Source organism: Sphingobium yanoikuyae (genome assembly GCF_013001025.1).
Taxonomy (GTDB): domain Bacteria; phylum Pseudomonadota; class Alphaproteobacteria; order Sphingomonadales; family Sphingomonadaceae; genus Sphingobium; species Sphingobium yanoikuyae_A.
Genome location: NZ_CP053021.1, coordinates 3,485,595 through 3,511,074 on the forward strand (window position 1 = coordinate 3,485,595; position 25,480 = coordinate 3,511,074).

Here is a 25,480-nt window from a genome sequence, read left to right on the forward strand (position 1 = left end):
TGCGCTCCCCATCCCTATCGTCCCCTGTTCCCGACTAGCATGGAACAGGGGCTGTAGGACAGGAAGGGACGGGTCAGAAGCTGGCCTTCAGCCCGTCGATCACGAACTGCGCCGCGAGCGCGGCGAGCAGCACGCCGAGCAGGCGGGTAATCACCGCCTCGATCTTGGTGCCCAAGATCGCCATCAACGGCCCGGCCGCCAGCAAGGCACCCAGCATCAGCACCAGAGTCACCGCCACCGCCACCAGCACGACCAGCCGGTCGACCATGCCATCGGCACGCGACATCAGCAGCATGACGGTGGCGATCGAGCCCGGCCCGGCGATCATCGGCATCGCCATCGGGAAGACGGAGACATCCTCCACCTCCGGCGTCTCGGCGATCTTCTGCGCCCGATCCTCGCGCCGCTGGGTGCGCTTTTCGAACACCATGTCCATCGCGATCATGAACAGCATGATGCCGCCGGCAATGCGGAAACTGTCCAGTTCGATGCCGAGCACGCCCAGCAGCTGCTTGCCCCACAGGGCGAAGACCAGCAGAATGGCGGCGGCAATGCCGACCGCGCGGATCGCCATCGACCGGCGCTGGGCGATGCTCGCCCCGCTGGTCAGGCTGGCATAGATGGGGGCGCAGCCCGGCGGATCGATCACCACGAACAGGGTGACGAAAGCGGATATGAACAATTCCATCATGACGGCGCCCCCACCTTGTCGTCGATCACCACATCATAGCCGGTCCCGTTCCACATGCGGACGGTGACCCGGCGGCTGCCGTCGGCCGCGACATCGGCGGACCAGATCAGGCTGTCATCCTGCGGCACCGGCGGCGCCTCCCCCTTTGCCGGGGGCGGACCTTCGGGCCGCGCACCGCGCTTGCAGGTCGCAACCTTGCCGGTCAGAAATTCCGGCGCGTCCCGTTCGGTCGCCAGACGATCGCCATGATCGAGGATCCACTGCCAGCGGCCCTTCTTGTCGCGCCGCCACAGGGTGGTGAAATAGCCGACCGATCCGTCCGGCCGTTTCCAGTTGCCGGTGCTGGCGGCGAGCAGGCCGTCGCAGGAGACATAGACGATCGAGGGAGACCAGCTGACCGAGGCCGGCGGGTCCGCCTGCTTTTTCAGCCAGTCCTTCGCCACCACCCGCTGCGGCACGAACATCACGGCGTCGTCCGCCGCCGTCTCGCGAAAGGCGGTCCATTGTCCCTTTTGCTGGGCAAGCCGGTTGAAGGCGATTTCGGCCGCGATCACCGAGCTGGGATCGGGCTGGTAACGCATCGGCGGCTTGGCCGCGATCAGCATCACCAGGCTGAGGGCGAGGAGCGCGCCGCGCCCCTTCACAGCCCCTCCGGCTTGGCGAGGCCCGCGCGCGCATGGGCGGCGACCAGCGTGTTGCGCAGCAGCACCGCGATCGTCATCGGCCCGACGCCGCCGGGGACCGGGGTGATGGCACGGACATGCGACAGCGCTTCGGCCGTGGCGACGTCGCCGACGATCCGGCCCTTGCCATCTTCGGTATCGACCACGCGGTTGATGCCGACGTCGATCACCGTCGCGCCCGGCTTGATCCATTCGCCCTTCACCATTTCGGCGCGGCCGACAGCGGCAACCACGATGTCGGCGCGGTGAACGATGCTGGCGATGTCGCGGGTGCGGCTATGGGCGATGGTGACGGTGCAATTTTCGGCCAGCAGCAGCGCCGCCATCGGCTTGCCGACGATGTTGGAACGACCGACCACGACCGCCTCCATGCCCGACAGGTCGCCCAGTTCATCCTTCAGCAGCATGATACAGCCCAGCGGCGTGCAGGGCACCAGCGCGTCCTGTCCCGTGGCGAGGCGCCCCGTATTTACGACATGGAAGCCGTCGACATCCTTGGCCGGGTCGATCGCGGCGATCACCGCCGCCTCGTCGATATGCTTGGGCAGCGGCAGCTGGACCAGGATGCCGTCGACCCGGTCGTCATGGTTCAGTTCCTCGATCAGGTCGAGCAGATCATCTTCGCCGATGCTGTCGGGGCGCTTGAACTCCAGGCTTTCCATGCCGGCGGCGACCGTCATCTTGCCCTTGTTGCGGACATAGACGCTGCTCGCGGGATCTTCGCCCACCAGCACCACGGCCAGGCCCGGCTTGCGGCCCGTCTGTTCCACGAAGGCGGCGACGCCATCGGCCACCTTGTCCCGCAGTCCGGCCGCAAAAGCCTTGCCGTCGATAATCTTGCCGATCGTCATGTCGCGTCTATCCATGTCTCGATGATGGCGGTCAGCCGGTCCAACGCCTGCGCCCCGCCCTGTATCCGCAATCGCTTTAGCCGGTTGGTATCACCCGATTCCAGCAAAATCGCGCCCCTGGGCCAATCCAGCCGCTTGGCCAGCAGCGCGATCAGCGCCGCATTGGCCTTTCCCTTTTCCGGCACGGCGCGCACGCGGGCGGACAGCCAGTGCGCGCCATGTTCGTCGGTCCAGCGCCCGCCGACATCCTCGCGCGTGGCGCCGGGCGTCAGGCGGACCGCCAGAATGAGGTCATCCCCGTCCCGGCGCCACCCGGTCACATCAGGCTGGAGAAGAGCGGCGGCAGGATCGCCTGGCGGATAATGAGAATGCCCAGCAGGACGACCATCGGCGTCAGGTCGAGCGCGCCGAGGTCGGGCATGACCCGGCGGATCGGATTATAGATGGGCGCCGTCATCCGATCGAGCGCGACCATCACGGTGCGCACGAAATCGCTGCCCATGTTGACGACGTTGAAGGCGATCAGCCAGCTCATGACGGCCTGGATGATGATGATCCACCACAGCACGTCGAGCAGGATGACGATGGTCTGATAGAGGGCGTAGGCCATGCGGTCTCCGAAAGAGCGGTTGGCGCTCGCTCTAGCCGAGGCATGGGGCCGGCCACAAGTCGAGACAGTCCCTTATTCCACCAAAGGACGCCATAGTTCTGCAAAAGCCTGCTCAGCAGGAAGGGGTAGCAGGACCAGCCTGTCGCGCTATAGCGGAGCCATGGATTTTCGTGACGCTTCCCCCGCCGACGCCCCGCTGATCGCCGCCATGCATGTGGACAGCTGGCGCATCGCCTATGCCCATATCATGGACCCGGCCTATCTGGCCGGCGGGATCGAGGCGGAACGGCTGGCCACCTGGACGCAGCGGCTCGAACATCCGGCGCCGGGCCAGCGCATCATCATCGCCGAACGGGACGGGCAGCCGATGGGCTTCACCTGCATCATCGGCGGGGCCGATGATCGCTGGGGCACGCTGGTCGACAATCTCCACGCCCTGCCCGCCGCGCGCGGCACGGGCCTTGGCACGGCATTGCTGGCGCGCGGGGCGGAATGGGCGATCGAGGGCTGGCCGCAGACCGGCCTGTTTCTGTGGTGCTACAGCGACAACCAGGCCGCGCGCGGCTTCTACGCCTCGCGCGGCGGGGTCGAGGTCGAGGATTGGGACAAGCCCGGCCCGGACGGCCGGACCCTGCCGGAAAAGCGCATCTACTGGGCTGATCCGGCAATCCTGATCCGATAAATCGGCGCTTATTTGCGGATCAGCGTGCCCGCACCGCGATCGGTGAAGATTTCCAGCAGCATCGCATGCGGCACCCGGCCGTCCAGGATGACGGCGGCATCGACGCCGCTCTCGACCGCCTTGACGCAGGTTTCCAGCTTCGGGATCATGCCGCCGGTGATGGTGCCGTCGACCTGCAACGCATGGATCGCCGCCGGATCGAGATCGGTCAGCAATTCCTTGTCCTTGTTGAGCACGCCCGGCACGTCGGTCAGCAGGAAGAAGCGCGACGCCTGCAGCTCGGCGGCGATCGCGCCGGCCATGGTGTCGGCATTGACATTATAGGTATGGCCATCGGCGCCGATGCCCACGGGCGCGACCACCGGAATGATGCCGTCCTGGGTCAGCGTGTCGAGGATGCGACGATCGACCGAGACCGGATCGCCGACAAAGCCCAGGTCGACATGGCGCTCAATGCCCGAATTGGGATCGGGCGCGCGGCTGTGGCCGACCTTCTCGCACAGGACGAGGCCGCCATCCTTGCCCGAGATGCCGACCGCACGGCCACCCGCGCCGCTGATCCAGCCGACGATTTCCTTGTTGATGGAGCCGGCCAGCACCATTTCGGCGATCTGGGCGGTTTCCTTGTCGGTGACGCGCAGGCCGTTCACGAACTGCGATTCGACGCCCAGCTTCTTGAGCATCGCGCCGATCTGCGGCCCGCCGCCATGGACGACGACGACATTGATGCCGACCGCCTTCATCAGGACGACGTCCTCGGCGAAGTCGCGTGCCGCCTCCGGATCGCCCATGGCGTGGCCGCCATATTTCACGACGAAGGTCTTGCCCGCATAGCGCTGCATATAGGGCAGCGCCTCGACAAGGGTTTCGGCCTTCGCGAGGAGCGCGGGATCGGGGGCGTAGTTGCTGGTCATGCGCGCGCGCATAAGCCCATATGCGCGCTACGGCAAGTTATCGATCGAGGCGACGGCCCAATGCGACCGCGGCCGAGATGAGCGGCGGCACCAGGATGATCGACAGCAGCACCTTGGTAATCATCTGCCCGACCATCAGGTCCATGATCGGCCGCTCGCCATAGAAGGAGATGGTGATGAACAGCAGGGTATCGACGATCTGCGACACGACGCTGGCCACCATGCCGCGCAGCCAGACCAGACGGCCCTCGCCGCCGGCCAGTCGCGAGAAGATGAAGACGTTGAGCGTCTGCGACGTGCCATAGGAAATGAGGCCCGCCAGCATCATGCGCGATCCCTGTCCCACGACGATCGGGAAGGCATCGACGGCAGGCGGATACATGCCCGGATCATGCGGCAGGGCAATGACGATATGGATCAACGCGGCCGACACCAGCAGCGGCACGAAGCCCAGGCGCACCAGCGCGGTCGCGGTCTTTTGCCCGTGCAGTTCCGACACGGCGCTGGAAATGATGACCAGCAGCAGGAAGGCGAAGATGCCGGCCTCCACCGCGAGCGGCCCCAGGGCGACCTGTTTCACCCCCAGCACGCCGGCCATGCAGACCATGCCGCCATAAAGGATGGAAAAGACGAAGAGGGAGCGGGTCAGCGGCGCGGGCGATGAAGTCATCGCCAGCCCTTACCGGGATTCGGCCTGCGGGGGAAGATGGCGCGGCATGCCCTGCCCCATCCCCTTTCAGGCCAGCATGGTCCGCAGCAGCGCGCGCAGCTGGGCGGGCTTTACCGGCTTGTTGAGCAGGGGAATGTTGGCGGCGGCGAGCTGGGTCTTGAGCGGTTCGCCGCGATCGGCCGAGATCATGACGGCGGGGATGCGGACGGCGAAATGATCGTGCAGGCGGGTGATGACCGTGTCGCCAGTCTCCCCGTCCTTGAGATGATAGTCGACCAGGATGATGTCGGGCCGGCGGCCATCGGCGAACAGGGCAGCCGCCTGGTCATAGCCGTCGGCGGTGACGACGCTGCATCCCCAGCCGGTTAGCAGGGTGCGCATGCCCGACTGGATCTGCTTTTCATTGTCGACCACCAGCACCGACAGGTCGCGCATCGACCGGTCGCGGGTCGGCTGGCCAGTGTCGCCATCCTCCTCCCGCTGGGGCTGGCCGATGGGGAGGGCGATGGCGAAGGTCGCCCCCTGCCCCGGCTGCGAGCGCAGGCTGATGGGGTGGCCGAGCATGTCGCTGGCCCGCTTGACGATGGCGAGGCCCAGCCCCTTGCCCTGGCTGCGGGTGTCGAGCCGGCGAAATTCCTCGAAGATCAGCGCCTGTTGCTCGGGCGCGATGCCGGGGCCACTGTCGGTCACGCTGATCTCCACCCGGTCGTCATGCTGGATGCAGGCGACCGAAACCGTGCCGCGCGGCGTGTAGCGGATGGCGTTGGAGATGAAATTCTGGAGGATGCGGCGCAGCAGGCGCAGGTCGGTTTCGACCCAGAGCGGCTGCGCCTCGATCCGGAAGGCCAGGCCGGCCGATCGGGCCATGGGGGCGAATTCGACATTCAGCGTCTGGAGCAGCCGGTCGATACGGAACGGGCCGATTTCCGGCTGGATCGCGCCGGCATCCAGGCGCGAGATTTCCAGCAGCGCCTCCAGCAGATCCTCGACCGAGTCGAGCGCGGTCGAGGTCTGGTTGACCAGTGCGCGGGTCGGCAGCGCCAGCCGCCGATCGCCCAGCGCCGCGACGAACAGCCGCGCGGCATTAAGCGGCTGGAGCAGATCATGGCTGGCGGCGGCGAGGAAGCGGGTCTTGGACAGGTTCGCCTTTTCCGCAACGATCTTGGCATCGATCAGCGCCGCCTCGATCGCGCGGCGCTCGGCCACTTCCCCTTCCAGCTTGCGGTTGAGGTCGACCAGTTCGCCGGTGCGTTCCGACACGCGCCGTTCCAGCGTCTCGGCCGTTTCCTGAAGGCTGGCCTGGGCGCGCAGCATGTCGGTGACGTCGGTGAAGCCGAACACCTGGCCGCCATCGGCCATGGCGTTGCTGCGCAATTCGAAATGCCGTTCCCCGGCGGTGCAGAGGCAGACCATCGCCTGCTGGTCCGCGCCGCCGCCGCGCCAGTCGAGACAGCCCTGATCGTCCATCGCCAGCGTCTCGCGGCACCAGCGCTGCAATTCGGCATGGCTGCCAAGCGCGCCAGCGAAATTTTCCGGCAAAGCGAGCAACCGGCGCAGCGCGTCGTTCCAGGCGGCCAGCTGTCCACTGCCGTCGAACACGCAGACCCCCTCCGACAGATTGTCGAGCGTGGATTGCAGCACGACGTTGCGTTCGGCCAGTTCGCGGGCACGGGCGCGGGCATCCTCCGCCTTCGCCTCGGTAATGTCGGTATAGATGCCGACGATGCCGCCTTCGCTGGTGCGCAGTTCGTTGATCTGTATCCAGCGGCCATCGGCCAGCCGCTGCACCTGGCCGCCATCGGCAATGCCGTGCTTGGCCAGGCGATCCGACACCCAACGATCGGGCGCGACCTGTGCCCCGGCCGGCCCCTGACTATGGGCGGCGATGCGGGCGATGTCGTGGAAGGTCAGATTCTGGTCCAGCCGCTCGGCGACCTGCGGCCAGAAGCCGAGATAGGCTTCATTGTAGAGGATCAGCCGGTCTTCGGCATCGAACAGCACGAAGCCTTCGTTGATCGATTCGATCGCATCGCGCAGGCGCACCTGCGCCGCGTCCGCATCGGCATGGGCCTCGGCCAGATCGGCATTGGCCTTGGCGAGGCGGCCCAGCGCATCCTCCAGCTGGAGCGTCCGGTCGCGCACCTTGGCTTCGAGCGAGATGGCGGTTTCGAACATGGAGAAGGCGTTGGCCGACATGTCGGTCGAGCGTTCCACCCGGTCCATCAGCGCGCCGTTGATCTTGCGCAGCTTGCGCACCTCCTCGCGCAGGGCATCCAGCTCCGCGTCGGTTTCAAGGGCGGTGCGCAGCTCGCTCATCGGCCGATCGCCAATCCGCTGAAGGTCTGGTTGACGTGCAACGCATGATATTGCTCGCCATAGGTGTTGAAGCCAATGACCCGGTTACCGGCATAGAGGGCAGAGACATCGCGCGAAATCTGGCGCTGCTCGGCATCGATGCGGTTGAGCACGCAGTCGAAGGCGATGATCCGGTCCACCTCGCCCACGCGGGCGTGCAGGTCGGAGAAGAGCTGGCGCATGCCGGCGATCCGATCGACCGGCTCACCGATGTTGAGGACGATCCCCTCGTCGATCGCGCAATAGAAGGTCAGGCTGCCATCTGCATTGGCGCTCTGGATCGAGCGGACATGATATTCGCCGCCGGCCCGGACCATCGGCGGATGCGCCGCGAAAAATTCCATGCCCAGTTCCTCGCCGGCATGGCCGGCCAAGCGCAGATATTCGGCCGCGGCCGGCTCTGCATTGATCTCCGTCACGATACGTTCGTGCGGGATCGCGCCGGTAATCACCATCTTGGCGGCGCCGGGCTGATAATGCTGCGCCTTGAAGACGTGCATCGGCCGGGTCGAGGAGAGAATCGCCACCACGGCGGCGCGGGCATGGAAGCGGCCGCCATCGAAGATCGCGGTCTGGCGGAAGGCGAGATCGTCGCCGGACGATCCGCCGATCAGCGGAATGTCGCCCAGCGCATCCTGGATCGTCATGGTCAGCAATTCCTCCCGGTGCGAAAGGCCGTCGACCAGGAACAGCGCGACATGGTTGACCAGCCCGCCCAGCCGGCGGCTGTCCCGTTCCGCCTGCGCCGCCAGCGTCCGCACGATTTCGCGCGCGGCGACGGGATCGAAATTGTCGATGTCGTCGAAGCAATGGGAGGTCATGCAGAAATCGGCAGCGGGAAAGCCGATCACGGTCAGGCTGTCATGATCATAGCCCGCATCGGTCAGTTCGCCCGAGCTGGTGCAGCCGATCACGGTGGTGCATTCGCTATGCAGATTGATCGCCCGCGCCAGGCTGTCCCGGTCATAATGCTGGGAACAGAAGATCACGGCACCGGCGAGCGGCTCCGTTCCCAGTTGATTCACCAGATCCGTCATCGCCTCGAACGGATCGTCGGCATGGGAGGACGCAAATCCTATCCCTGCCCTTACCCCTGCGCCTGTCGCCATTGTCTCTCCCCATCGCCCATTTTCTTATGCTTTGGGGCATTATCATGTAGCGGGTTCCGCTGGCCTGTCACGCGAAACAAGCCGGCTTTTGGCGCCGTGGATCAGGCGGAAGACCAGCAATGCGACGAATGGCATGGCAAGGCCCAGCAGCAGCGTCGCGGACAGGCGCGGCCAGTGTTTTTCCACCGCCTTGAGCGGATAGGAGAGCAGGCCGAGCGCATAATAGCTGACGGCAACCGTCGACAGCCCCTCGACCAGTTGCTGGAGCTGGAGTTGCATCCGCGCGCTGCGGTCCATCGAGGCGAGCAGGCGGCCATTCTGGTTCTCGATATGGGTTTCGATCCGGGTGCGCAGCAGGGCGGTGAACTGCGCCGCGCGGCCGTTGAGCAGCGCCAGCCGATCGGTCAGCGCCCCGCAGGTACGCACGGCGGGCCAGAGCCGCCTTTCGGTGAAGTCGGCGAGCGAGCGATGACCGGCGATCGGCACGACGTCCAGTTCGGCGAGGCGACTGGCGACGATCCGGCCATAGGCGGCGGTCGCGCTCATCCGATAGGCGCAGCCGCTGTCGATCGACAATATGTCGGCGGACAACTGGATCAGTCGCCCCAGCAGCACATCGTCGCGCACCTCGCCGGCGGCCAGCGCCCGGCCGACCTGCTCCAGCGCCTGTTCCAGCCAGTCGAGATCGGCCCAGGCCGTGCGCGCGGGCGGCAGGCCAAGCAGCGCCAGATTGCGATAATTGCCCAGCTCCTGCAGCCGCTGGACGCAGCGGGCAAGATCGCCGGGCAGCAGGCCATTGGCGGCCACCACCATCCGGCCATAGCCATCATCATGGATGCGGAAATCGGTCCAGATGCGCGCGCCGCCGCCGACATGACAGGTGACGAGCTGGCCCGCCGGGAACCCGGCACTGGCCACCAGTTCCGCGGCGGCGCCCTCATCCGCCACGATCGCCAGCCGCACGGCGCGGATCACCGCACCCGGCAGATATTCGGCCCAGGCGATAGCGGCACGCGCGTCGGCCGCGTCGGGAAAATCCCAGCCGACCGGGTCGCTGCCGCCGCGCACCAGGGTGACCGTGCTGGCCTCGCTATGCTGTTCCCAGTGGAGATGGATATCGGCGCCCAGCCGGGTTTCGCGATGGCGGCTGTCATGCCCCGGACGCAGATCGCCCGGCATGGCGGGCACGGCCGCCAGTTCCGCCGTGCGCGCGTCTGCGTCGAGCAGGCGGACAAGCTGGATCATCCGCGCCGGGACCGTCAGCGCAGGCTCGCGGCGCAACTGCATCTCGCCCACCACCTGCGGGCGTAGCGCATGTTCGGTGAAGCGCCGCTCAGCCACCACGCGCCAGCTCTCCAGCGGCTTCCAGCAAATCCGCCTCCGCATCGGTGAAGACGCGCGAGCGAACGATGAAGCGCTGCCCCTCCGGGCTTTCGAGCGACATGCCGGCGCCCCGCCCCGGCACCACGTCGATCGTCACCTGGGTATGGCGCCAATATTCGAACTGGGCCGCGCCGATCCACACCGGCACATCACCCGCGACATGGCCCAGCAGCACATCCTGCGGGCCGACTTTGAACTCACCGCGCGGGAAGCACATCGGCGCGGAACCGTCGCAGCAGCCGCCCGACTGGTGGAACATCAGTGGGCCATGCTGGTCGGTCAGGCGCGCGATCAACGCGTCGGCCGCTGGCGTGGCGAGAATGCGGGCAGGACAATCGGCCATCGATCCGATCCTTCAGAACCAAAACCGCCATTGGCAAAACTGGCAGAACCAAAGCTGGCGGGCATCCGGGGGAGGATGCCCGCCAAAGGTGCGGAGCGCCAAGAAAGGAGAGAGAAGGGGCGCTCCGCTGTGGATCCGTCAGAAGAAGCCCAGCGCCTTGGGGCTGTAGCTGACCAGCAGATTCTTGGTCTGCTGATAATGGTCGAGCATCATCTTGTGATTTTCGCGGCCGATGCCCGACTGCTTGTAGCCGCCAAAGGCCGCATGGGCCGGATAGGCATGATAGCAGTTGGTCCAGACGCGACCGGCCTGGATGCCCCGACCCATGCGATAGGCACGGGCGCCGTCGCGGGTCCACACGCCCGCGCCCAGGCCGTAGAGCGTGTCATTGGCGATGGCGAGCGCCTCCGCCTCGTCCTTGAAGGTGGTGACGGCCAGCACCGGGCCGAAAATCTCCTCCTGGAAAATGCGCATCCTGTTATGGCCCTTGAGCACGGTGGGCGTCACATAGAAGCCATCGGCCAGTTCGCCGTCATGGGTGGCGCGATCGCCGCCGGTCAGCACTTGTGCGCCCTCTTCCTTGCCGATCGCGATGTAGGAGAGGATCTTTTCGAGCTGGTCGTTCGACGCCTGGGCGCCGATCATCGTCGAGGGATCGAGCGGGCTGCCCTGCTTGATCGCCTTTACCCGCGCGATCGCCCGCTCGATGAACTTTTCGTAGATCGATTCCTGGATCAGCGCGCGGCTGGGACAGGTGCAGACCTCGCCCTGGTTGAGCGCGAACATGGCGAAGCCTTCGAGGCATTTGTCGAAATAATCATCGTCCGCATCCATCACATCCTCGAAGAAGATGTTGGGCGACTTGCCGCCCAGTTCCAGCGTGACGGGGATCAGGTTTTCCGAGGCATATTGCATGATCAGGCGGCCGGTCGTGGTCTCGCCGGTGAAGGCGATCTTGCTGATCCGCTTGTTCGACGCCAGCGGCTTGCCCGCTTCCACGCCGAAGCCGTTGACGATGTTGAGCACGCCGGGCGGCAGCAGGTCGCCGATGATCTCGGCCAGGACCAGCACCGACATCGGCGTCTGCTCGGCGGGCTTGAGCACGATGCAGTTGCCGGCGGCGAGCGCGGGCGCCAGCTTCCACACCGCCATCAGGATCGGGAAGTTCCAGGGAATGATCTGGCCGACGACGCCCAACGGCTCGTGGAAATGATAGGCGATGGTGTCATGGTCGATCTCGCTGATCGATCCTTCCTGGGCGCGGGCGCAGCCGGCGAAATAGCGGAAATGATCGATGGCGAGCGGAATGTCGGCATGGGTGGTTTCGCGGATCGGCTTGCCATTGTCGATCGTCTCGGCCAGCGCGATGAGGTCGAGATTGGCCTCCATGCGATCGGCCATCTTGAGCAGGATGTTCGACCGCTCGGTCGACGACATCTTGCCCCAGGCGTCCTTGGCGGCATGGGCGGCGTCGAGCGCGGCCTCGATATCCTCCGCCGTGCCGCGCGCGACCTGGCACACGACCTGACCGGTGACCGGCGAGATATTGTCGAAATACTGGCCCTTGGCCGGTGCCGTCCACTGGCCGCCGATATAATTGTCGTAGCGGTCGCGGATCAGGGTCTGGCCGGCGAATTTATCCAGCGCCTGTTGCAGCATCATCTTGTCTCCTGGGTCGATTTTGTGATCGTCTTTCAGCCTTCAGAAGATGGCAAAGCAGGCCGCCGGTGCAATTGGACCTTCGGTCGGATCGCCCCGTCTGCGGGACGAGGCGGGCATGAGACGCGACCTGTGCCGCCCCCTCGACAGCGCCCCGACGGGCTGCTCTATCTGGCAGGCCCCTTCCCTGCCCGGAGAGATTTCCCCCATGTTCCAAGTTTCCCACCTGGTCATCGTCGGTGGCGGGTTCAGCGGCACGCTGCTGGCGATCAACCTGCTGCGCTACGGGACGATGCGGGTGACATTGGTCGAGCGGCGGCCCGAACGGCTGGGCAAGGGTGTCGCGTTCGGCAGCGCCTTGCCCGACCATATCCTCAATGTCCGCGCCGGCAACATGAGCGCCTTTCCCGACCAGCCGGGCCATTTCGCGCAATGGCTGGCGGAGACGAGTGGCGGATCGGACGCCAGCTTCGCGACACGGGCGACCTATGGCCGCTATCTTTCCGCGCTGCTGGACAAGACCCGCGCCGAGGCGGGCGACCGGCTGGACGTGATCGATGACGCGGCGGTCGACATCCGCATGACCGGCGATGGCTGTGTCGTCGAACTGGCGTCGGGCAAGACGCTGGCGGCCGATGCGGTGGCGCTGGCGCCGGGCAATCTGCCGCCGCATGACCTGCCGCCATTTCGAGACAAGGCGCCCCCGCTCTATGTGTCCGAACCCTGGGGCGCGGACATTGCCGAGGGGCTGACGCCGAGCGACAAGATACTGCTATTGGGCACGGGCCTGACCGCGGTGGATTGCGCGCAGACGCTGGACAGCGCGGGTTTTCGCGGATCGATCCTGGCGCTGTCGCGGCGCGGGCTGGTGCCGCACAGCCATGCGCCGGCCATGCCCTTCCCCGCCCTGCGCGAACGGCCGGCCGCCCATTGCGCCGGGCTGGTCCGCACCATCCGCCAGCGGGCCGATGCGGTCGGCTGGCGCCGCGCGGTCGATGAGCTGCGCCCCTTCACCCAGGATATATGGCGGGCGGCCTCCCCGGTCGAACGGGCGCGCTTCCTGCGCCACGCCCGGCCCTATTGGGACGTGCATCGCCACCGCATCGCGCCGCAGGTGGCCGAACGAATCGCCGCGATGCAGGCAAGCGGGCGGCTGCGGATCGCGGCGGGCCGGATCATCGGCGCGCAGGACGCCGACCAGGGACTGATCGTGCAATGGCGGCCGCGCGGCGGCGAACAGGTGCAGGAGATCCGGGTGGCGCGGGTGGTCAATTGCACCGGCCCGCTGGCCGACCTTGGCCGGGCCGACGACGTGCTGCTGCGCCGGCTGGCGGATCGCGGCGCGATCCGACCGGATGCGCTGGCGATCGGTATCGACACCAACCGGCAGGGCCATGCCATCGCACGCGACGGCAGCGCGCAGGAACGGCTGCTGGTGGTCGGGCCGATGACGCGCGGCGCCCATTGGGAAATCGTCGCCGTGCCCGATATCCGCCGCCATAGCTGGGACATGGCGCGCGCGCTGACCGGCGCGCAATGGGTGGAGGCGGAAGGGCTTTAGAGCAAATTCCGATCCGACTGCGTCAGATCGGTTGCTCTAAGTTTTTGGTTTAACGCGTTTTCCGAGTCATCAGGTGATTCCACCTGATTAGAAAACGCTCTAAACCGGCAGCTCAACCTGCGCGCGCAGCCCGCCATCGGGCGCGCGCGCCAGCGACACCTGGCCCTGATGCGCCTGCGCCGCCGACTGGACGATCGACAGGCCGAGGCCGACGCCGCCGGTGCTGCGATTGCGCGAGGGTTCGCCGCGATAAAATGGCTCGAAGGCGCGGGCGATATCGGCCTGTTCCATGCCCGGCCCGTCATCCTCGATCGTGACGATCGCCCGCCCCTCTTCGCGCATCACCCGCACCCGCGCGCGATCGCCATATTTGATCGCATTGTCGATCAGGTTGGTGAACAGCCGCTTGAGCAGGATCATGTCACCCGCGATGATGACAGGCTCCGCGCCCGTCAGGGTCACGTCGCGGCCCATGTCGGCGAAATCGTCGACCAGCCCCTCGACCAGCAGGCCAAGGTCGAGCGGCTCCTTGAGGCGGGGGCGGTTTTCATTGTCGACGAAATCCAGCGTCGTGCCGATCAGCGCCTCCATCTGGCGGATTTCCTCCTCGGCCGCGATCCGCACCGGCGCGGGCGCGGCGGTGAGGTGGAAATGGAGGCGCGACAGCGGCGTGCGCAGATCATGGGCGATCGCCCCGACGACCGAGGTGCGTTCGCGCACATAGCGGGCGATGCGCGCCTGCATCTCGTTGATCGATTGCGCCGCCAGCCGGATCTCGCTCGGCCCGTCCAGCGGGATCGGCTGCTCCTCCTGCCCTGCGCCCATCCGCTCGGCCGAGGCCGCGAAAGCGCGGATCGGGCGGGTCAGTCGCGCGCTGAACCAGAGGCTGAGCGGCACCACCAGCAGGATGCCGACGAGGAAGGCATATTGGCCGAGCAGCCGCCAGAGCGACCGCCCGCCCCGCGCTTCCCGCGTGATCATCCGCCACTCACCGTCGGGCTGGCGGATCGCGGCGGTGAAGGTGCCCAGGATGAAGGGGTCGGCGACCCCATCGGGGCCATAAAGCTGCATCTCCGCCACGAACTGGCCGATGCGCTCGCGATCGCCGGGGTCGAGGCGGATGCGCGCATCGGCCGCAGGCAGAGCAAGGCGTCGGGCCAGCAGCGCGGCGATCAGCCGATCGGCCGGGTCGATCGATGCCGGCGGCGCGGCGGCCTGCCGCACCTCATGCACCACCGGCTCGTCGCGCAGCAGGGGCTGGCCATGGACGATGCGGGCAATCTCATAGACCGACAGCGGCACCCGTTCGGGCGGAATGAAATAGAGCAGCAGGGTGAGGCTGAAGGCGGTCAGCGTCAGGATCACGACCAGGGCCAGCGCCAGCAGATGGGCGTGGATCGAATTGGCCCAGCGCAGGAAACCCGCCTTCATCCGCGCTGCACCGGCGCCTGGAAGATATAGCCTTCGGATCGCACCGTGTGGATCAGTTCGCCACGCGCGCGGGTGCCGAGCTTGCGGCGCAAGCGGCTGACCTGGGTGTCGATCGCCCGGTCGAACACATCGGCATCCTCGCCCCGCGCCAGTTCGACCAGCGCGTCCCGGTTCAATATCTGTTGGGGATGCTCGATGAAGGCGAGCAGCAGGGCGAACTCCCCCTCCGACAGGCTGATGATGATGCCGGCGGGATCACGCAGCACCCGGCGCACCGGATCGAGCTGCCACCCTTCGAAATGATAATGGGCCAGCACCGGCTGGCGGGTGTCGGCGACCGGGCGACGGCGGCGCTGCAGCGCACGGATGCGGGCGAGCAGTTCGCGCGGCGACAGCGGCTTTGGCAGATAATCGTCGGCGCCCATTTCCAGGCCGGTGATCCGGTCGCCCTCCGTCCCCAGCGCCGACACCATGATGATGCCGGCATCCTGCTGTCCCGCCAGCGAACGGGCGATCGACAGCCCGTCCTCGCCCGGCATCATGACGTCGAGGACGATGATGTCGACCGGCTGATGGGCGAGGATGGCGCGCATCGCCGGGCCATCGGCCGCTTCGCTGACGACATAACCTTCCTGCATCAGGAAAGCGCGGACGAGCGCGCGCAGCGACGGATCGTCATCGACGATCAGGATATGCGTGTCGCCCGGCGCGCTGTCGCCTGTCAGCTTCGCTGTCACCCTTACCTCTCCTCTTCCCATTCCGCCCCTTCTAGCCGCCGGCCCGCGCCGGATTTTGTCAGGCTCGACACAAAGGGCGGAATAAGCGCCTGCATTCTGCGCCGATTTTGTCGGCGCTGACAAATTAATCCGCCGCCCCCCTGCTAGAAGGATCGCACAAGAGGACCGGAGCAACCGGGCCGGCAGGGAAGAGGAGTGGGCCGCATGGCGGCAAGCCATCATCATGTCCGTCACTGGAGCCGCCGATCGGCGCTGGGCCTGATCGCCTGCGTGCCGCTGGGGATTGCGAGCATGGCCAATGCCGCCGAGTGCGTCGATCCCGCCAGCCTGTCCGCCGCGCAGAAGAGCATGCGCAAGTCGCTGGGCTTTCGCACGTCGAGCGATGCGACTAAGCGCTGCGGCCTGTGCGCCTTCTTCACCGCCGCCCAGCCGGGCTGCGGCAAATGCGCGCTGCTGAGCGGTGGCATCGTACCGGTCGAAGGCGTGTGCGACAGCTGGGCGAAGAAGAGCTGATGGCGAACCCCGCGCGCCAATATGTCTGGGATCTGCCGATCCGCCTGTTTCACTGGGCGCTGGTCGGCCTGATCGGCTTTTCCTGGTGGAGCGCGGAAACCTATCACATGGACTGGCATCGCCTGTCGGGTCAGGCCGTGCTGTTCCTGATCGCCTTTCGCCTGATCTGGGGCCTGATCGGGTCCGGGCCGGCGCGCTTTGCCCAGTTCCTGCGCGGGCCGCGCGCGATCTTCACCTATCTGACCGGCCGTGCGCCCGCGGCGCCGGGCCATAATCCGCTGGGCGGCTGGAGCGTGGTGGCGATGCTGCTGGCGCTGTCGGTGCAGGTCGGCACCGGCCTGTTCGCGGTCGATATCGACGGCATCGAATCCGGGCCGCTGTCGCATCTGGTCGATTTCGATCAGGGCCGGCTCGCCTCCGAGATTCACGGCATCAGCTTCACCATCCTGCAGATGCTGATCGGCCTGCATGTCCTGGCGGTGCTGTTCTACCTGCTGGTGCGACGGCGCAACCTGATCGGGCCGATGGTCAGCGGCCGGGCGAAAGTGACCGGTGAGCCGGTGGCGGTGCGGCGCGCGTCGCCTGTCGCCTTCGCCGTCGCGATCCTGCTGGCGGGCAGCCTCGCCTGGTGGGTCTTTGCCGATCCGATGCTGTGACAGACATGAAAGGGACGAGGATGAGGATGCACGATACAGCCCGTATGAAGCGGTCGATCGCGATGCTGGCACTGCTCTGCGCGGCACCGCTGGCGGCCGCGCCCGGCGATATCGTCGCCACCCGGATCGCGGGTTTCCGCGAGGTCGGCGCGGCGTTCAAGAACATCAATGACGAGCTGAAATCGCCCACGCCGCAAACCTATGTGATACAGATTTCGGCGCGGCAGATCCGCGACTATGCGCGCCAGCAGCAGGGCTGGTTCCCGGCCGGCAGCGGCCCGAAGCCCGGCGTCAAGACGGCGGCCAAGCCGGAAATCTGGAGCCAGCCGGCCGCATTCAAGGCGGCGCAGGACGGCTTTACCGCACAGGCCAACAGCTTCGCCACCGTGGCGGCGAGCGGCGACGTGGCGAAGATGCGGGTTGCGGCCAAGACGCTGGGGCAAAGCTGTGGCACCTGCCATCGCAGCTTCCGCGTCGAGGAGAAGCGCTGATGTGGCGCCGGGCGGCCGCGATCCTGTGGCTGGTGCAGCCGGCCGCGCTCTGGGCACAAGCCGCCGACCTGCCACCCGAGGCCGCGAGCGGCGAGTCGCTGCCGGCGGGGGTCAGCGTCCGCAAGATCGGTGACCAAAGCGTCTATGTCGATGCCCATGGCCGCACCCTCTATGGCATGGACATGCGCGCCGTGACCGGGCGGACCGGGCATCAGCCGCTCTGGTGTTCGGGCGATTGTCTGACGCAATGGACGCCGCTGGCCGCGCCCGCCAAGGCGGAGATCGTGCCCGCACCGCCCGAGTTCGGCGGCGATCGCAAGGCGCCCCGGCTGAAGCAGGACGGCGCCGACTGGATCGCGATGCAGGGACCGAGCGGGCCGCAATGGGTCTATAAGCGGGTCAATCTGGTCTTCACCCGTGCCGGCGAACGGCCCGGCACGATCGGGCATGAGGGCGAGGATGGGCTGGTCTGGAACAGCCTGAAATATGTGCCCGCCGCGCCCAAAATCGACGCGCCGGCCGATGTGACGGCGCGGCTGGTGGACGGGCGCTATCTGCTGGTCGATGGCCAGGGCAATTTGCTGGTGACGCATAAGGGCAAGGCTTGTGGCACGGCCTGCGCCGACTGGCGCGTCTTTCCGGCGGGCATGGCGCGACGGGGCATGGGCGCCTGGACCGTGCGGCCCGATGGCGACCGCGCCCAATGGGCCTATCGCGACCGGCCGGTCTTCACCATCGCGGGCGACGCCCCGGCGGACATTCCCGCCGAGGCCGAACCGCTGATCCCATGACATTTCGCAAGGAGAGGATGATCGTGCAGAATCATCGCAAACTGATCCTGCTGCTGGGCGCGCTGCCACTCGCGGCGTCGGTTTCGGCATCTGTGTCAGCGCAGGGCGATGCCCCCGCGAAACCCGCAGCACTGCCCGCGCCGCCGGCCAATGGCGAGATGGGCTTCGTCGTCAGCCATTTCGCGCCCGCCATCTATCAGGGCAAGGAGGATTGCCCGCAGGGCCTGGCCGCCACTCTGCGCGAAAATTATCTCCAGACCCAGCCGGCGGGCGAGCAGACGCGACTGCTGGAAAAGGCGAACGAGAAGGAACTGACCGCGCGCTGGACCGGCTATGCCTTTGGTCCCGACAATATCAACATCTGCACCCATCCCGACAAGTTCGACCGGCCGCCCCAGCGCATGGTGCAGGGCAAGGTCGCGCAGGGGCTGAACCTGGACGATGATGCGGGTGGCGCGGCGGCGGGCGACAGCTGCGGCCATGCCAATTTTACCGGGCCTGCGGGCGAACCGGGCGTCGACAACCAGATGTGGCGGGCAATGGGCTGCGTGCGGACCTGGCGCGGGGTCGACGGCACGGGCGGCGATATCGTCAAGGGCCTGACCCAGTTTCTGGTGAGCGGCGAACATAGCCAGGTGCTGCTGCTGACCGGCGTCGACAGTCTGGAAAATGATCCCGAGGTGACGGTGATCTACGCCAATACCGAAGATCGGGCGGTGGTGGATTCGCGCCAGAATTTCATCCCCGGCGCCAGCTACAGCGTCACCGCCAATGCCGCCCATCGCAATGTGCTGAAAGGGCGGATCGTCAACGGCGTACTGACGACCGAACCGGCCCACATCCGCCTGAAGCAGAATTGGGGCCAGGGATCGGAGCGGGACATTCGTGGCCGGCGCAACGAATATGATTTCACCAAGGCGCGGCTGCGCTTCACCTTCCAGCCGGACGGATCGATCAGGGGCATTGTCGGCGGCTATCAGCCGATCTGGAACGTGATGGCCAGCGCCTCGGTCGGTGGCGAGGGCGCGGCGACCACGGCGGGCTATGACTGCGCCGCCATGTATGCGGCGTTGAAGGCGATGGCCGATGGCAATCGCGATCCGGCGACCGGCCAGTGTCGCCGTATTTCGAGCGGCATGGAGGCCTGGGCCGTGCCCGCCTTCGTCACCGACCGCCTGCCCCAGGCCAAGGTGGCGCAGCGATGAGCCGGCCGTTTCGCCACAGGGCGCGCTGGGCGCTGCTCGCCGGGTTGCTGCTGAGCGCCTGCACGGTGGAGAAGGCGCCGCAGACCGCCGCCACGCCCGACGCTAGCTTCGCGCCCTTGAAGACGCCGCTGGGCCAGGTGGCGGGAATGCGCCGCCTGACCGAAGCGCAATATCGCAACAGCATCGCCGATATCTTCGGCCCCGACATCAAGGTCGCCGGCCGGTTCGAGCCGATCGTGCGGCCGGTGCATGAGTTGATCGCGACCGGCGCCAGCGCATCGACCATCTCGCCCGCCGGGCTGGAACAGTTCGACGCGATGGCGCGCAATATCGCCGCGCAGGTCTTCGCGCCGGATCGCCGCGCCCAGTTCATGCCCTGCGCCCCGCGCGACGCGGCCGCGCCCGACGCCGATTGCGCCGCACGGACGCTGATGCCGATCGGCCGCTACCTGTTTCGCCGGCCGATGACGCAGGAAGAGATCGGCGCCTTCGTCATGATGGCGGGCAAGGGCGCTGGCGATGGCCAGGGCTTCTATGACGGGATGCAGCTGGCGCTCGCCGCCATGCTGGTGTCGCCGCAGTTCCTCTACATCATCGAGAGCGCGGAGCCCGACCCGGAGGCGCCCGGCAGCCTGCGGCTTGATAATCATGCCCGCGCCGCGCGGCTGAGCTATCTGCTGTGGAACACGACGCCCAATGAAGCACTGCTGCGCGCGGCCGACGAGGGCAAGCTGACCGATCCGGCCCAGCTCGCGGCGATCGCGCAGAAGATGGTGCGTTCGCCCCGGCTGGAGGATGGCGTGCGCGCCTTCTTCGCCGACATGCTGCTGTTCGAGAAGTTCGACGAAATGGCCAAGGACCAGATCGTCTATCCCCGCTTCAACCCCGATGTTGCGTCGGCCCTGTCCGAACAGATGCTGCGCATGATCGTCGACCAGCTGGTGACGCGGCAGGGCGACTATCGCGACCTGTTCACCACCCGGCGAACCTTCATCAACCGGGCGCTGGGGCCGCTCTATCAGGCCAAGGTGTCCAGCATGCAGGGCTGGGTGCCCTATGAATTTGCCGATGGCGACGATCGCGCCGGGCTGCTGGGCCAGGCCGGTTTCCTGGCGCTCTATTCCCATTCGGGGCGCAGTTCGCCGACCCTGCGCGGCCGGGCGATCCGCGAACTGCTGCTGTGTCAGCCGGTGCCCAATCCGCCGGGCAACGTCAATTTCACCGCCGTTCAGGATGTCGGCAACAAGGCGATGCCGACCGCGCGCATTCGCCTGAACGCCCATAATAGCGATCCGGTCTGTGCCGCCTGCCACAAGATCACCGACCCGCTGGGCCTGCCGCTGGAGCGGTTCGACGGCATCGGCGCCTTCCGCCGGACCGAGAATGACGCGCCGATCGACACGGCGGGCGTGTTCGAGGGCACCGCCTTCCAGGGCAATGTCGGCCTGGGCCAGGCGCTGGCGGCGAGCAAGTCGACCACCGAGTGCGTCGCCGGCCGCGCCTTCCAATATGCGACCGGGCGCATGCCGGAGGATGAGGAGGCGACCGCGATGGCACTGGAACAGGGCTTCGCCGCCGACGGCTATCGCATCCAGGCGCTGTTCCTGCGGGTCGCGACCATGGCCGATGCCTATCGCGTCAGCACCCCGCCGCTGGCCAAGCCGCAGGTCGCGATGATGACCAGCCCGCATATCCGTGAAGGAGACCGCCCATGAGCTTCACCCTCGATCGTCGCACCGCCCTGCGCGGCATGGTCAACGGCATGGCCGTGGCCGTCGGCCTGCCGCTGCTCGACATCTTCCTCGACGGCAACGGCACCGCCATGGCGGCGACCGGCGCGCCGATGCCGATCCGTTTCGGCACCTGGTTCTGGGGGCTGGGCGTCAATCCGCCGCGCTGGTTCCCCAGCGCCGCCGGCAAGGATTATGAGCTGAAGGTCGAACTCGCCTCGATCGAGGCGCTCAAGCACAAGGTCAATATCCTGGGCGATTTCACCCTGCCGCTCGACGGCAAGCCCAACCTGCCGCACATCAGCGGCGGCATCGGTATCCGCACCGGCATGGCGATCGATTCAGACCGAGGCCTGCCGGGGCCATCCTTCGACGTGTCGATCGGCGATGTGATCGGCACCCGCACCCGCTTCCGCTCGATCGAGCTGTCGGCGACCGGCGATCCGCGCAATTCGCTGTCGGGGCGCGGCAATGGCAATCTCAACCCGGCGGAAGTATCACCCGCCGCCCTTTATACAAGGCTGTTCGGCGCCGGCTTCCATGATCCCAACAGCGCGACCTTCACCCCCGATCCGGCAGTGATGGCGCGGCGCAGCGTCCTGTCCGGCGTGTCCGACCAGCGCCAGGCGCTGGAGGCGCGGCTGGGCGCGGCCGACAGGCAGCGGCTCGACCAATATTTCACCTCGCTGCGGCAGCTGGAAAACCAGCTCGACGTGCAACTGACCAAGCCGGCGCCGATGCAGGCCTGTATCGTCCCGCCCAAGGTGCCCGACCTGCCCGTCAATGCCGAGATCGAGAATGTCATGCGCAATCACGAGATCATGACCGATCTGCTGGTGATGGCGATGGCCTGCGACAATGTCCGCCTGTTCAACATGAACTTCAACAATGGCGCGTCGTCGCTGACGCGGGTGGGCAGCACTATCACCCATCATCAGCTGACCCATGAGGAGGTGCTGGATAACCGGCTGGGCTATCAACCCGAAGTCACCTTCTATGTCGACAAGTGCATGGAGGCCTGGACCTATTTCATCAAGGCGATGGACGCGGTGAAGGAGGGCGACCGCACCCTGCTGGATAACAGCCTGGTCTTTGCCCATAGCGAGACCGAGTTCGCCAAATTCCACACCATCGACAATATCCCGATGATGACGGCCGGATCGGCCGGCGGACGCATCCATACCGGCCAATATATCACCGGCGACGGATCGCCGGTCAGCCGGGTCGGCCTGACCCTGCAACAGGCGATGGGCGTGCCGGTCGACCGTTGGGGCACGGGCAGTCTGGAGACGAACAAGATCATCCCCGGACTGATAGTTTGATCCCCTATTCCACCCGCGCCGCGTAAAGGCCGTGGTGCGACAGCATGAACAGGGTCTTGCCGTCCGGGCCGCCGAACAGCAGCTGTAGCGGCCGTTCGGGCACATCGATCCGACCGATCGGCTTACCGTCGGGCGCATAAACGAAGACCTGGCCATTGGCGACATAGACCCGGCCCTGCGCGTCGCTGACCACGCCCTCCCCGCCACGATCGGCGAAGGGCTTGAGGTCGGTCAGCGTGCCGTTGCCGGAGACTAGTGCGCTGTAGGTGCGGTTTTCCGATCCGTTGGTGACATAGATGCGCTGGCTCGGCTTGCCCTGAACGAAGCCATAGCTGTCGAGCGTGTGGGAAAAGCGCAGGCCGCGATGGTCGACCGGTCCCTGGGCAAAGACGCGCCAGGCTGGCAGGGCGATGCTGCCATCGGGTGAGACATAGGCTTGGGCATTGGACTGCGCGGCGTCGCGGGCGAACATGTCGGCAAGCGCGGTGAACTGATAGGTCTTGGGATCGATCTGGTCCCTGAACTCGCCATTCACCCACCAGTTGACCGGGAAGATCGTGGATGCGCTGCCCTGCCCCGCAGGCGTCGCCGGGATGACGCTGACCTGCGCGTCCGGCGCGCCGGGGGTGACGCTATAGACGGTGCCGTTGCGGCCATAGGAGGAAAGGACGAGCAGATTGCCCGACTTGTCGATGGTCAGGTTCACCGGATCGAGCGCGGCGTCGCGGATCATCTCCAGCCGGCCCGCGTCGGACCAGCGCCAGATGCGCTGGAAGAAGCGGTCGACGAAATAGAGCCGGCCCTGTGCGTCCACCGCGCCACCGCCCAACCCGTAGAAACCGTCAGCGAGTTTCTCCACGCTGGCGCCGCCGAAGGTCGAGGGGGCGACCGGGTCGGGCTTCGCCGGCACGTCCAGCACGGCGAACTCGCGTTCGCGCACTTCCAGGCCATGGGTGATATCCTGAATGGCGTTTTCGAACGGATATTTGGTGAGGCGCAGGAAGGTGCCGCAGCCATTTTCGTCGCAGGTGCCGACCCCGCTTTCCGCGTTCACATGGACATTGCGGAAGCGGATGTCGTGCGAATTGTAGAGAGACACGGCGGTCGGCGCAGGCTTGCGCGTGCGGGTGACGCGATAGCCGTGGAAATTGGCGACCAGAATGTTGCGGGAGTCGCGGATTTCGAGCGCGACGGCATCGCCGCTCTCACCCGCCTCCCCCTCGGTCTGGGGCGCCAGCAATTCCCAGTTGGCGACGCGGTTGAGGCCGATTTCGGTGCGGACATGATGTTCGACCGAGGCCTGGATCAACCGGCCCGGCGTGTCCGTATCGGAGATCAAAATGCCCGGATGGCCGAAGGTGCTGGGGCTCCAGATATTAGCGAAGGTGCCCCCGCCCCCCTGCGTCACCCAGAGGCTGGCATATTGGCCGGCCCAGCGGCGCGATGCGTCGGGATCGGCGGTGGCGTTGTTGTTATAGGGATTGCGCCGGCTGCCATCGAAGGCATCGGTGCCATGGCCGCCCTGGAACTTGACGTCGTTGACCATGGAGTTGGCGCCGGCCTTCCATAGCAAGCCGGTCGCGCGCGGATTGGCGCCATTGGTGTCGAGCGCCAGACCGGCGACGATCGCGTCGCCGCCCTGCGCGCTTTCAATGAGCGCCTTGGGCGCACCGACGCCCTGGAAGGCAGGCGTGCCATCGGGCAGGACGATCTGGGTCAGGCTGGGGTGCAGGCCGATCAGCACCGTGTCGGCGCGCAGCCGCAGCGTGTCGCTCACCTTGTAGAAACCGGCGGGGAAGTAGACGACGCGGTGGCTGTCGATCGCCTTCTGCAGCGCGGCGGTGTCGTCCGTGCTATTGTCGCCCTTCGCCCCCAATGTGCGGACATTCACCCATTCGGCGACGGGCGGCAGCGGGCGAATGGCGGGCGCGCCGGGTGCGGGCAGGCTGGCGATCGGCTGCGCCTGCATGTCGGTCTTATAGTCGCCGATCCGGCCAAGGCCCGGCAGAGTCAGGCCATGGGTGAAGGAGGAGACCTTGTAAGCCTTCCCCTGCCCCGCCACCGTCCGGCCGCTTTCGCGGAAGCGGGCGAAGGTCGGGGTGTTGGCGGCCAGCACATTCTGGAAGCCGACCTGGGTATAGACATTCTTCTCGTTGGAGATGATGACGCCAGCCTTCGAAACATTTTCGAAGCGGACATCCTGGCCCCAGAGCCAGTCGCCATAGCCCCGGTCAATCTCGATCCCGACCGGCACATTGCGGAAGGCGACATTGAGCAGGGTCAGCCCGGCCTCATGCTCGCGAATGGCGGCGTCGCGCTGTCCCTCGAACGTCGCATCGACCAGGGCGAAGGGCCAGGCAGGCGAGGTCTTTTCCGCCAGGATGCCATAGCGGCCGCCCTTGAAGTGCAGATCCTCCGCCTCGTTGGCGACATGGTAGAGGCCGGCGAGGCCCGAACCGATGTCGAAATCGACATGGCTGACGAAGCTGTGCTGGGCGGAATGGAAGCGGATCGCGGTCGCCGCCGGATTACCGTCCATGATGCGGAAATCGATATTGCCGAGCGCGGAATAGAAGGTGCCCGGATTGGCGTCGGCAATTGTCTTGTCGAACGGCACGCTGCCGGCCGGGGGGAAGGCGGCGGGCCAGCTTTCCTTGTCCGTCTGACGCTTGCCGCCGGTGAAGATCAGCATATGGGCGACGCCGCGCTGGAAACCGGGCGTGTTGGCGCCGAGCAGGATCACCGGGCGCTGCGCGCCGATGCCGAAGATGCGCACGCCGGGCCACAGGAACAGGGTACGGCTGATGCGGTAGGTGCCCTGGGGCAGGAAGACGATGCCGCCGCCGGGCGTCGCGGCGGCTGCGTCGAGCGCCTGCTGGATCGCGGCGCTATCATCGGCGCGGCCATCGCCCACGCCCTTCACCGTCACGGCGCGCGCATCGTCGGGCATGGCGGTGTAGACGGACGGAGACGCGAAAGCCGGCTGCGCCGCCATCAGACATAGCAGCATCGACACACAAGCTCCGCTCAATCCGCCACGATACATCAGCCAGGCTCCGTAAAAAGAAGATGTCCCGGCCGTGCAGGACCGGG

The 25,480-nt window shown here is 66.6% G+C and carries 24 protein-coding genes; 9 read left to right on the top strand and 15 right to left on the bottom strand.

What is annotated here, in order from left to right:
• Positions 1-73: 73 nt before the first annotated feature.
• Genes HH800_RS16915 through HH800_RS16935 form a run of 5 tightly spaced genes read right to left on the bottom strand, consistent with a single transcriptional unit; the run spans position 74 to position 2,835 of the window.
• Complete coding sequence (locus HH800_RS16915) at positions 74-691, bottom strand: MarC family protein (protein ID WP_004208345.1); 618 nt, start codon at positions 689-691, stop codon at positions 74-76.
• Positions 688-1,335: a hypothetical protein gene (locus HH800_RS16920; RefSeq protein ID WP_169861777.1), complete on the bottom strand. Its 648-nt coding sequence runs from the start codon at positions 1,333-1,335 to the stop codon at positions 688-690. Before HH800_RS16920 ends, HH800_RS16915 begins: the two co-directional genes overlap by 4 nt.
• Entirely contained in the window at positions 1,332-2,225 is an 894-nt protein-coding gene (gene folD / locus HH800_RS16925) for a bifunctional methylenetetrahydrofolate dehydrogenase/methenyltetrahydrofolate cyclohydrolase FolD (protein ID WP_069337371.1), read from the bottom strand. Before folD ends, HH800_RS16920 begins: the two co-directional genes overlap by 4 nt.
• A complete protein-coding gene (locus tag HH800_RS16930; RefSeq protein ID WP_029547849.1) occupies positions 2,222-2,545 on the bottom strand; it encodes a DUF167 family protein in 324 nt (107 codons plus the stop codon). Before HH800_RS16930 ends, folD begins: the two co-directional genes overlap by 4 nt.
• Positions 2,542-2,835, bottom strand: a complete 294-nt coding sequence (locus tag HH800_RS16935; protein WP_004208349.1) for a YggT family protein — start codon at positions 2,833-2,835, stop codon at positions 2,542-2,544. Before HH800_RS16935 ends, HH800_RS16930 begins: the two co-directional genes overlap by 4 nt.
• Before the next feature lie 160 nt (positions 2,836-2,995).
• Between HH800_RS16935 and HH800_RS16940 the strand changes: the two genes are divergently transcribed.
• Positions 2,996-3,517, top strand: coding sequence for a GNAT family N-acetyltransferase (locus HH800_RS16940; RefSeq protein WP_010338457.1), 522 nt, complete (start codon positions 2,996-2,998; stop codon positions 3,515-3,517).
• Between the two features lie 8 nt (positions 3,518-3,525).
• On the opposite strand, the gene argB is transcribed toward HH800_RS16940, so the two are convergent.
• The 7 genes from argB to adh form a co-directional block, all read right to left on the bottom strand.
• On the bottom strand, positions 3,526-4,443 hold the full coding sequence (gene argB / locus HH800_RS16945) for an acetylglutamate kinase (RefSeq protein WP_004208351.1): 918 nt from the start codon (positions 4,441-4,443) through the stop codon (positions 3,526-3,528).
• A 25-nt stretch (positions 4,444-4,468) separates the two neighbouring features.
• On the bottom strand, positions 4,469-5,101 hold the full coding sequence (locus tag HH800_RS16950) for a queuosine precursor transporter (RefSeq protein WP_010338459.1): 633 nt from the start codon (positions 5,099-5,101) through the stop codon (positions 4,469-4,471).
• A 66-nt stretch (positions 5,102-5,167) separates the two neighbouring features.
• Positions 5,168-7,417 carry a NahK/ErcS family hybrid sensor histidine kinase/response regulator gene (locus HH800_RS16955; RefSeq protein WP_169861778.1) on the bottom strand — a complete coding sequence of 750 codons (2,250 nt, stop codon included), beginning with the start codon at positions 7,415-7,417 and terminating at the stop codon, positions 5,168-5,170.
• Positions 7,414-8,565, bottom strand: a complete 1,152-nt coding sequence (locus tag HH800_RS16960; RefSeq protein ID WP_169861779.1) for an FIST N-terminal domain-containing protein — start codon at positions 8,563-8,565, stop codon at positions 7,414-7,416. Before HH800_RS16960 ends, HH800_RS16955 begins: the two co-directional genes overlap by 4 nt.
• 42 nt (positions 8,566-8,607) lie before the next feature.
• A complete protein-coding gene (locus tag HH800_RS16965) occupies positions 8,608-9,909 on the bottom strand; it encodes a DUF3422 domain-containing protein (RefSeq protein ID WP_169861780.1) in 1,302 nt (433 codons plus the stop codon).
• Positions 9,899-10,291, bottom strand: coding sequence for a DUF779 domain-containing protein (locus tag HH800_RS16970; RefSeq protein ID WP_169861781.1), 393 nt, complete (start codon positions 10,289-10,291; stop codon positions 9,899-9,901). The genes HH800_RS16965 and HH800_RS16970 overlap by 11 nt, the downstream gene beginning before the upstream one ends.
• Positions 10,292-10,429: 138 nt before the next feature.
• Positions 10,430-11,950 carry an aldehyde dehydrogenase gene (adh, locus tag HH800_RS16975; protein ID WP_169863359.1) on the bottom strand — a complete coding sequence of 507 codons (1,521 nt, stop codon included), beginning with the start codon at positions 11,948-11,950 and terminating at the stop codon, positions 10,430-10,432.
• Positions 11,951-12,158: 208 nt separating this feature from the next.
• Between adh and HH800_RS16980 the strand changes: the two genes are divergently transcribed.
• Positions 12,159-13,511 carry an FAD/NAD(P)-binding protein gene (locus tag HH800_RS16980; RefSeq protein ID WP_169861782.1) on the top strand — a complete coding sequence of 451 codons (1,353 nt, stop codon included), beginning with the start codon at positions 12,159-12,161 and terminating at the stop codon, positions 13,509-13,511.
• Positions 13,512-13,610: 99 nt separating this feature from the next.
• Here the strand turns inward: HH800_RS16980 and HH800_RS16985 are convergent, their stop codons facing one another.
• Both HH800_RS16985 and HH800_RS16990 read right to left on the bottom strand, forming a co-directional pair.
• Entirely contained in the window at positions 13,611-14,942 is a 1,332-nt protein-coding gene (locus HH800_RS16985; protein WP_169861783.1) for a sensor histidine kinase, read from the bottom strand.
• Positions 14,939-15,679 carry a response regulator gene (locus HH800_RS16990; RefSeq protein WP_004208361.1) on the bottom strand — a complete coding sequence of 247 codons (741 nt, stop codon included), beginning with the start codon at positions 15,677-15,679 and terminating at the stop codon, positions 14,939-14,941. The genes HH800_RS16985 and HH800_RS16990 overlap by 4 nt, the downstream gene beginning before the upstream one ends.
• A gap of 204 nt (positions 15,680-15,883) precedes the next feature.
• On the opposite strand from HH800_RS16990, the gene HH800_RS16995 reads away from it, so the two are divergent.
• The 7 genes from HH800_RS16995 to HH800_RS17025 are packed head-to-tail and all read left to right on the top strand — an operon-like array spanning position 15,884 to position 22,387.
• The gene (locus HH800_RS16995) at positions 15,884-16,192 is read left to right on the top strand and encodes a high-potential iron-sulfur protein (protein ID WP_169861784.1); all 309 of its coding nucleotides are present in this window, start codon (positions 15,884-15,886) and stop codon (positions 16,190-16,192) included.
• A complete protein-coding gene (locus HH800_RS17000) occupies positions 16,192-16,848 on the top strand; it encodes a cytochrome b/b6 domain-containing protein (protein WP_169861785.1) in 657 nt (218 codons plus the stop codon). Before HH800_RS16995 ends, HH800_RS17000 begins: the two co-directional genes overlap by 1 nt.
• Before the next feature lie 26 nt (positions 16,849-16,874).
• On the top strand, positions 16,875-17,339 hold the full coding sequence (locus HH800_RS17005; protein WP_169861786.1) for a c-type cytochrome: 465 nt from the start codon (positions 16,875-16,877) through the stop codon (positions 17,337-17,339).
• On the top strand, positions 17,339-18,130 hold the full coding sequence (locus tag HH800_RS17010; RefSeq protein WP_169861787.1) for a hypothetical protein: 792 nt from the start codon (positions 17,339-17,341) through the stop codon (positions 18,128-18,130). Before HH800_RS17005 ends, HH800_RS17010 begins: the two co-directional genes overlap by 1 nt.
• 17 nt (positions 18,131-18,147) lie before the next feature.
• Positions 18,148-19,335 (top strand): hypothetical protein, encoded by a 1,188-nt coding sequence (locus tag HH800_RS17015; protein ID WP_169861788.1) that lies wholly within the window; start codon positions 18,148-18,150, stop codon positions 19,333-19,335.
• Positions 19,332-21,050, top strand: a complete 1,719-nt coding sequence (locus HH800_RS17020; RefSeq protein ID WP_169861789.1) for a DUF1592 domain-containing protein — start codon at positions 19,332-19,334, stop codon at positions 21,048-21,050. The genes HH800_RS17015 and HH800_RS17020 overlap by 4 nt, the downstream gene beginning before the upstream one ends.
• Positions 21,047-22,387, top strand: coding sequence for a DUF1552 domain-containing protein (locus HH800_RS17025; RefSeq protein WP_169861790.1), 1,341 nt, complete (start codon positions 21,047-21,049; stop codon positions 22,385-22,387). Before HH800_RS17020 ends, HH800_RS17025 begins: the two co-directional genes overlap by 4 nt.
• A 4-nt stretch (positions 22,388-22,391) precedes the next feature.
• On the opposite strand, the gene HH800_RS17030 is transcribed toward HH800_RS17025, so the two are convergent.
• Positions 22,392-25,433: a glycosyl hydrolase family 28-related protein gene (locus HH800_RS17030; protein WP_169861791.1), complete on the bottom strand. Its 3,042-nt coding sequence runs from the start codon at positions 25,431-25,433 to the stop codon at positions 22,392-22,394.
• Between the last annotated feature and the right edge of the window lie 47 nt (positions 25,434-25,480).